This is a genomic window from Paenibacillus ehimensis NBRC 15659 (genome assembly GCF_004000785.1).
In the GTDB taxonomy this organism is placed as follows: domain Bacteria; phylum Bacillota; class Bacilli; order Paenibacillales; family NBRC-103111; genus Paenibacillus_G; species Paenibacillus_G ehimensis.
Window position 1 is genome coordinate 1 of record NZ_BILX01000143.1, and the last position, 7,229, is coordinate 7,229.

Annotated in this window: 3 protein-coding genes; all 3 read left to right on the plus strand. The window is 59.1% G+C overall.

What is annotated here, in order from left to right:
• On the plus strand, positions 1 to 5,512 hold a 5,512-nt coding region (locus PEH01S_RS33650; protein WP_127490395.1), incomplete at its 5' end, for a non-ribosomal peptide synthetase.
• Positions 5,513 to 5,742: 230 nt separating this feature from the next.
• Complete coding sequence (locus PEH01S_RS33655; RefSeq protein ID WP_127490396.1) at positions 5,743 to 6,633, plus strand: 5'-3' exonuclease; 891 nt, start codon at positions 5,743 to 5,745, stop codon at positions 6,631 to 6,633.
• 22 nt (positions 6,634 to 6,655) lie between these two features.
• The gene (locus PEH01S_RS33660; protein WP_025851091.1) at positions 6,656 to 7,168 is read left to right on the plus strand and encodes an acyl-CoA thioesterase; all 513 of its coding nucleotides are present in this window, start codon (positions 6,656 to 6,658) and stop codon (positions 7,166 to 7,168) included.
• Positions 7,169 to 7,229: the final 61 nt, after the last annotated feature.

Below are 7,229 nucleotides of genomic sequence, written 5' to 3' on the forward strand. Positions count from 1 at the left end.
CGCCCCGCGAAATGCGATAGAGCAAGCGCTCGCATCGGTTTGGCAGGCGGTCTTGGGCGTCAAAACGGTCGGCATTATGGACAACTTCTTCGACCTTGGAGGCGATTCGATTAAGTCGATCCAAATTTCCTCCCGGCTGTTCCAGGCGGGCTACAAGCTGGAAATGAAGGATTTGTTCCAATTTCCGACCATCGCCGGACTTAGCGGGATCGTCCACCCGGTCAGCCGCATCGCGGATCAAGGGGAAGCTGCGGGCGGCGTGAAGCTGACGCCGATTCAGCATTGGTTTTTCGCGCAGGAGCCGGCCGAGCCGCATCATTTTAACCAGGCGGTGATGCTTTACCGGAAGGACGGCTTCGACGAAGCGGCGCTGCGTCAGGCGATGCGCCATATCGCCCGGCACCACGACGCGCTGCGCACCGTTTACCGCCGGGTGGAAAACGGCAGCTACGCGGCGTGGAACCGCGGGATCGACGAGGGCGAGCCGTTCACGCTGGACATCGCGGATTTCACAGGGGAAACGGACTGCGCAGCGGCGATCGAAACGAAGGCGAACGAGCTTCAAAGCGGCATCGACCTGAGCACCGGACCGGTTATGAAGCTGGGGCTGTTCCGCTGCGCGGACGGGGACCATTTATTGATCGTTATTCACCATCTGGTCGTCGACGGGGTTTCCTGGCGCATTTTGTTCGAGGATCTGGCGAGCGCCTACGGGCAGGCGGTCCAAGGCGAGACGATCCGCCTCCCGCACAAGACGGATTCGTTCCGGCTGTGGGCGGAGCAGCTGTCCCTTTACGCCGACGGTCCGGCCATGGAGCGCGAACGCGCCTATTGGCTGCAAATCGCGCAGGCCAGTTACGAGCCGCTGCCTAAGGACGAGACGCCGGACCGGCAGGGCCGACCGCTCCTTGCGGAAAGCGAAGCCGTCACGGCGGTATGGTCGGCGCAGGAAACGGAGCAGCTTCTCAAGCAGGCGCACCGCGCTTACAGCACGGAAGTGAACGATCTGCTGCTTACGGCCGTGGGCATGGCCGTTCACCGGTGGACCGGGATGGAGCGGGTGCTCGTCAATCTGGAGGGTCACGGGCGGGAAGCCATTCTTCCGGATATCGATATTACGCGTACCGTCGGCTGGTTTACAACCCAGTTTCCGGTCGTGCTGGAGATGGGCGCCGGCCAAGAGATATCGCAGCGGATCAAGCGGGTCAAGGAAGGGCTGCGCCAAATTCCGCAGAAGGGGATCGGCTACGGGATTCTCCGCTATTTGTCGGCTCCCCGGGAGGGCGAAACGTTCGAGGTACAGCCGGAAATCAGCTTTAACTATTTGGGGCAGTTCGATCAGGATATGGAAAGCAACGCGCTGCACGCCTCCCCTTATTCAAGCGGCGCGTCGATCGGCCAAAGCATGCCCAGAGCTTATACGCTGGATATCAACGGCATGATCTCGGGCGGCGTGCTCGAGCTGACGATCAGCTACAGCGGCCACGTGTACCGCAAGGAAACGATGGAGCGGCTGGCCGGGCTGCTGGAAGCGAGCCTGCGCGAGGTCATCGCGCACTGCGCCGCGAAGGAGCGGCCGGAGCTGACGCCGAGCGATATTTCGTACAAAGGATTAACCATCGAAGAACTGGATAAGCTCGTGGAAGAAGCGGAAGCTGCCGGCGAAATCGAGAACGTGTACGGGCTCACGCCGATGCAGAAAGGGATGCTGTTCTACAGTCAGTTCGACCGGCACTCGTCGGCTTATTTCGAACAGGTGACTTACGATCTTCAGGGCAGCTTCGATGTCGACGCTTTTGCCCAGAGCTTGAACCTGCTGGTACGCCGGCACGGGGCGCTGCGGACCAATTTTTATTACGCTCGGGGGGCGGAGCCGCTGCAGGTTGTGTACCGGAACCGGGACTGCGGATTTTATTACGAGGATTTGCGCGGGATGGAAGAAGCGGAGCGCAGCGCTTATGCGCAGGCTTTCGAAATCGCGGATAAGGCGAAGGGCTTCGACCTGAGCCGGGACGTGCTGATCCGCGTGTCGATCCTGCGCACCGGCGACCAAACGTACCGCTTCGTCTGGAGCTTCCACCACATCGTCATGGACGGCTGGTGCTTGTCGCTGGTGAACAAGGAAGTGTTCGAAGGCTACAACGCCATCCGGGAGCAAAGACAGCCCGAGCTGGCCGCCGCCGTGCCGTACAGCCGTTTTATCGAATGGCTGGAAGCGCAGGACGGCGAAGCGGCCGCCGCTTATTGGCGCGATTACTTGTCCGGATACGAGCAGCGGACGGCGCTGCCGGGAACGAAGCTGCGCGAAGCGGAGGGCTACGTTCCGGGCGAATGGACCTGCGGGCTGGGGAAATCTTTGACCGGGCGGATGAACCGGACAGCGAAAAAGCATCAGGTAACCGTGAATACACTGATGCAAACGGCATGGGGCATCGTTTTGCAAAAGTACAACAACACCGGAGATGCCGTATTCGGCAGCGTCGTATCGGGCAGGCCGTCGGACATTCAAGGGGTGGAAGGAATCGTCGGCCTGTTTATCAATACGATTCCGGTGCGTATCCGCTGCGAGGCGGAAGAGAGCTTCGCGGAAGCGATGAGAAGGACCCAGGAGCACGCGCTGGCCTCCAACGCCTACGATACGTACCCTCTGTTCGAGATTCAAGCGCTGACCGGGCAGAGGCAGGATTTGATCAACCATATCATGGTGTTTGAAAACTATCCCGTCGAGGAGCAGGTGGAGCAGCTCGGAAGCGCCGGGGAAGCGGCTTTTGAGATCGGCAACGTGTCGGTATTCGAGCAGACGAATTACGACTTTAACCTGGTGGTGCTGCCGGGCGAAGAAATCCGGGTGAGCTTCGGCTACAATACGCTGGCGTACGATGCGGACGATATCCGGCGGATTCAGGGGCATTTTATCCATATGCTGGAGCAGGTTACGGAAAACCCGCACCTTCGCGTGAGCGAGCTGGAGCTGGCGACGCCGGAGGAAAAAGAGCGGCTCGTCCGGGCGTTCAACGAGACGGCGGCGGATTATCCGCGGGAGCGGACGGTGCACGGCCTGTTCGAAGAGCAGGCGGCACGCACGCCGGACCGGACGGCGGTCGTCTGGGAAGACGAACGGCTGACCTACCGCGAGCTGAACGAGCGGGCGAACCGGCTCGCGCATGCGCTGCGGGCCGAAGGCGTACAGCCGGACAAGCTTGTCGCGATTATGGCGGAGCGCTCGCTGGAGATGATCGTCGGCGTGCTGGCGATTCTCAAAGCCGGAGGAGCTTATGTGCCGATCGATCCCGAATATCCGGAGGAACGGATTCGTTACATGCTGGACGACTCGGGCGCGCAGCTCTTGCTGCTGCAAGGCCGTCTGCGGGAGCCGGTGGCTTTTGACGGGACGATCGTCGGGCTGGACGACCCGCAGGCCTGCGGTGACGACGGTTCGAATCCGGAGCACGCCAGCGGGCCGGACAATCTGGTCTACGTGCTCTATACGTCGGGAACGACGGGGCAGCCCAAAGGGGTGATGGTCGCGCACCGCAGCGTCATTAACACCGTCAGCTGGTTCCATGCCCGGTATTTCGGACAGGTCCGGCCGCGCATGATTTTGACGGCGGAATACACGTTCGATCCCAGCGTGGAGCAAATGTTCGGCATGCTGCTGCACGGCGGCGAGCTGCATGTCATCCGCAAGGAAACGCTCTTGAGCAAGCGGCGTCTTTTGGATTATATAGCTGCCAATGAAATCCAGATTCTGGATCTTCCGCAGGCGCTCATGCGTGAGTTTCTGGCCGGGGAAGACGAAGAAAAGCACCCTGCCCTGCGCGTCTTAATTTGCGGAGGAGAGCGGCTGGAGGACTCTTTAAAAGAAAAACTGATCTGCAAAGGCTACGCGCTTCACAATCATTACGGCCCGACGGAAACGACGATCGATGTGCTTGCCGGTCCATGCGAAGCAGGAACCCCGGTTACGTTAGGAAAGCCGATCCATAATACCGCAGCGTATATTTTGAACCGCCATCGACAGCTGCAGCCGGTGGGCGTGCTGGGCCAGCTGTATATTTCCGGCGACGGGCTGGCCAAAGGGTACCTGAACCGTCCGGAGCTGACGGCGGAGAAATTTGTCCCGAATCCTTTTGCGCCGGGCGAGCGGATGTACGGCACGGGCGATTTGGCGAGATGGCTGCCGGACGGCACGATCGAATTCGCGGGCCGCATCGACGATCAGGTCAAAATCCGCGGCTACCGGATCGAGCTTGGCGAGGTGGAGGCGCAGCTGATGAAGGTGCCGTCCGTCCGGGAAGCCGTCGTCGTTGCGGTCGCGGACGAGGGCGGGCAGCAGCAGTTGTGCGCGTATGTCGCGGGAGACCGGGAGCTTGTCATGAATGAGCTGCGGGATGCCTTGGCCGAGCTGCTGCCGGGGTACATGGTTCCGGCGTATTTCGTGCCCATGGAGCGACTGCCGCTGACTTCCAGCGGCAAAATCGACCGCAAGGCGCTGCCGGCGCCGGACGGAAGCCTGTGGACGGGCACGGAATATACTGCGCCGCGTACGGGGACGGAAGAACGGCTGGCGCAGCTCTGGCAGGAGGTGCTCGGCGTTCCGCGCGCCGGAGTGAAGGACAACTTCTTCGCCTTGGGAGGACATTCGCTCAAGGTGTTGGAGCTGGTGCGTAAAATACACCGGGAGACGGGCGTCGAGCTGCCGATTCGCGCCGTGTTCGAATCGCCGACGGTGGAAGGGCTCGCGCGCGAGCTGCTGAAATCCGAGCTGGAGCGCAACGCCGGTTATCCGGTTGTCAAGCTGAACGAGCGCGGCCCGCTCAACCTATTCTGCTTCCCTCCGATGATTGGCTATGGCCTTGCCTTTGCCGAGATGGCGAGGCTGCTGGAGGACCAATGCGTCGTCTACGGACTCGACTTCATCCAGGACTGCGGGCATGGGGAAGAGCTGCTGGAGCGCTACGTGGAGCATATCGTGAGCATTCAAGAGAAGCAGCCTTACGTGCTGCTCGGCTATTCGACGGGAGGCAATCTGGCGCACGAAGTGGCTAAAGCGCTGGAAAGCAAAGGCTGCGCGGTGTCCGACATCATCATGATCGATTCGGTCAAAAGCTGCGAAATCACCGGCTTCACCAAAAAGGAAACGGTCCAGGAAATCGATCTTCTTCTGGAGCAGATCTCCGAACCGTATAAGCAAATTTTGACCGAGACGCATAAGCAAAAAATATACGACTACGCCATGTATAAGAACGGGCTTCGGAATACGGGGACAGTCCGGGCCGACATCCACGGATTCGTGGCCGCAGGCACCGGCGCGGAGGATGCGGCGCAAGGGAACCGCCTCTTATGGATGGAGTCGACGGAAGGAAGCTATGCGGAATATCCGCTGATCGGCAATCACGACGAGGTGCTGGAATCCGGTTTCGTCGAAGAAAACGTCAAAGGCATTCAAGCGATCCTGCGGCAAATCATCGAAAAAACGTCCGATACCCGCTTGGCGTCTCATTTGGTATAGCGGTAGCGAACGAGGATCAAGCCAAATCCATCCCGATCGAACGGGGGCCTTTTTAAAGCCTGCGAATCGATCGGGATTCTTTTTTGCATGGTTGGAAAGCCGCTGGGACATTTTGCTTTTGCAAACGTTGCGTCTCCGGCTTGCGAAGCTGTGCTATAATGATGGAGGATAACGGTTCATGGGAGAGATGAAGCTTGGAGCAGTTGAAGGATGCAATCGATTTGAACAATATGAATGATTCCGATAATAAGCAGGGAACGCTCCCGCGGGTTCTGCTCGTGGATGGGATGGCCCTGCTGTTCCGCGCCTTTTATGCCACTTCCTACAGCGGATATATTATGAAGACGAGCGACGGGAAGCCGACGAACGCCGTATTCGGATTCGTAAAATATTTTTGGGATGCGGTACAGCGGTTTAAGCCGACGCACATCGTTTGCTGCTGGGATATGGGGAGCAAAACGTTCCGCAGCGAGCAATTCACGGAATATAAGGCGAACCGGGTCGATTGCCCGGAAGAGCTCATTCCCCAGTTCGACCTGGTCAAAGAGGTGACGTCCAGCTTCGGCGTCGTGAACGTCGGCATCCCCGGGTATGAGGCCGACGATTGCATCGGCACGCTGGCGAAGCACTTCAGTCAGGACGCGGAGGTATACATACTGACGGGAGATCACGATATGCTGCAGCTCGTGGCCGAGCGGGTGCGGGTCGTGATCATGAAGAAGGGCCAGGGCAATTACGCCGTCTACAGCCCGGAATCGCTGCTTGAGGAAATGCAGCTGACACCGAAGCAAATTATCGATCTCAAAGGGCTGATGGGCGATACGGCGGATAACTACCCGGGCGTCAAGGGCATCGGCGAGAAGACGGCGCTCAAGCTGCTGGTGGAGTACGAATCCATCGAAGGGATTCTGGAAAATCTTGCGCTGCTGCCGAAGGGCGTCCGCTCCAAGATCGAAACGCAGCTCGACATGCTGCACCTCTCGCGAAGCCTCGCTACGATCTGCTGCGAAGCTCCCGTCGCCTGCGCGCTGGAAAGCTGCTTCTGGGAAATGGACCGGCATTCGGTCCTGAGCAAGTTTGAAGAGCTCGAATTCAGGGGATTAATGAAATTGATCGGATAATGAAAAAGGGGCGGCCTAACTCATGGAACAACAATTTGCCAAACAATCGCGATGCTACAAAACGTCCCGGGTATTCCCGACCGATGTCAACAATCACAATACGCTGTTTGGCGGCAAGCTGATGGCTTATATTGACGATATCGCTTCGATTGCGGCCTCCAAGCATTGCCGGAAAAACGTCGTCACCGCATCCACCGACTCCGTTGATTTTTTGTTGCCCGTGCGGCCTACGGATTCGGTCTGCCTCGAATCGTTCGTCACCTGGACCGGCAAAAGCTCGATGGAGGTGTTCGTCAAAGTCATCACCGAGGACCTGATTACCGGCGAGCGGAAAATTGCGGCAACGTCTTTCCTGACGTTCGTTGCGCTGGACGAGAACGGGCGGCCCGTCCCGGTGCCGCAAGTCGTTCCGGAGACGGAGGAAGAGAAGCGGCTGCACGAAACGGCGAAGCACCGGGCGGAAATGCGCAGAATCCGCCGGGAGCAGAGCAAGGCCTTCGCCGATTATTTGATTACGGACTTTCCTTGGGAATAACCGCAGATTGAACATGAAACAGACCTCCGAAGGCTGCTGATGCGGCCCGGAGGTCTGTTCC